Source organism: Pseudoalteromonas phenolica (assembly GCF_005876835.1).
GTDB lineage: Bacteria > Pseudomonadota > Gammaproteobacteria > Enterobacterales > Alteromonadaceae > Pseudoalteromonas > Pseudoalteromonas phenolica_B.
The window spans coordinates 1-1143 of record NZ_PPSW01000083.1 but is presented as its reverse complement, the minus strand read 5'-3'; the positions used below and the strand labels follow the sequence as shown (position 1 = coordinate 1143).

2 protein-coding genes are annotated in these 1143 nt (G+C 35.1%); both read left to right on the top strand.

Annotated elements, in window-relative coordinates; all coding sequences use genetic code 11:
* Positions 1–49 precede the first annotated feature (49 nt).
* Complete coding sequence (locus tag C1E24_RS20750) at positions 50–604, top strand: hypothetical protein (RefSeq protein WP_138484810.1); 555 nt, start codon at positions 50–52, stop codon at positions 602–604.
* Positions 605–721: 117 nt separating this feature from the next.
* Positions 722–1143, top strand: a 422-nt coding sequence (locus C1E24_RS20745; protein ID WP_138484808.1) for a hypothetical protein, incomplete at its 3' end; no start/stop codon positions are given.

Genomic DNA, 1143 nt, shown 5'->3' with positions numbered 1-1143 from the left:
AGTAATTCTACAGGCTCGTTATAGGTAATCAATCAGCATGGAGAAGCTATTGAGATTTTTAGTCCTTTTTTTCGTATTAGTGCTCACCAGTTCATGTGGTGTTATTGAGTGTGTTGATTCTCAATTTGAAAGAGAATCTGTGGCAATTGATGGTGAGTCGGGTTTTGAGGTTGTATTCTCAAATGGAGAATCTAAATTTCACTCGATTAAATGTGAAAAATATTATGATTCTATGTGCGCAGAAAGAGGTAATAGCTGGAGAACTAGAGAAGTTGGAAAATCGGGAGAATATAAACGAAGTTATATGCCCGTTTCCGATAAGTCCGGTATTGCATTTGAACTAGAGTTACCTAACTGTGAAAAACTTATTAAACTAAACTCTCAAATACAAATGGAAGATATATCTATTACATGGAACCGGAACGAATCCAAAACTGAAAAAACAGAATTAGGTCAAGTCACTTCTTGGCTTGGTAAGCGCTACAATTATGTTTCAACTAAAAGTGGAGTTCATAGCTTTAAAAGTGGTGGTTACCGTGATGTTCCACTGGAAATAATTGAGCTGGAGTTTACATTAAAGTTAAATGGTACGGTGGTAGAGTAAATTACCTATAACAAGTCGTTAAAGCAGGACAAATAACAGTTGGCTTTTGCTCCTGCGTCGCTTATTTTAGCCAACATATTATTTGCCTCTTAACGAGGCGTTAGGTTGCAGGGGAAAATGCAGCGTAAAATATTCATTAAAGAATCTTTCAAGGGGGCTATACTCTTAGCAATTTGCTTAAGCTCTGTTCCGATAATCAATCAGGGTTCGTTAATTTGGATTCCGCTAATTTTTGCGGGCATGGTTTTCTACTTTTTAATAATTGGTGTTCCAACTCTTATAGTTTGGCATTTCATTTTTCAAAAATACAAAGAAAAAAGCTGTTCTCAATTAACGAAATCTGGTTTTTATACCTTGATTTTATTTGTTGCATTTATCTATTTGTTTGAACTACTTTTATCTCAATTTGTAAAATTTAGTGAGTATGGACCAGGCCCTGTATTATCTTTTTTACTAGTTGCATTGCCTGGGTACTTTATTAGTTGTGTGTTTATTGGGTTTAAACTGCAAAAGCAACCTAACACATATGAACCTTCTCG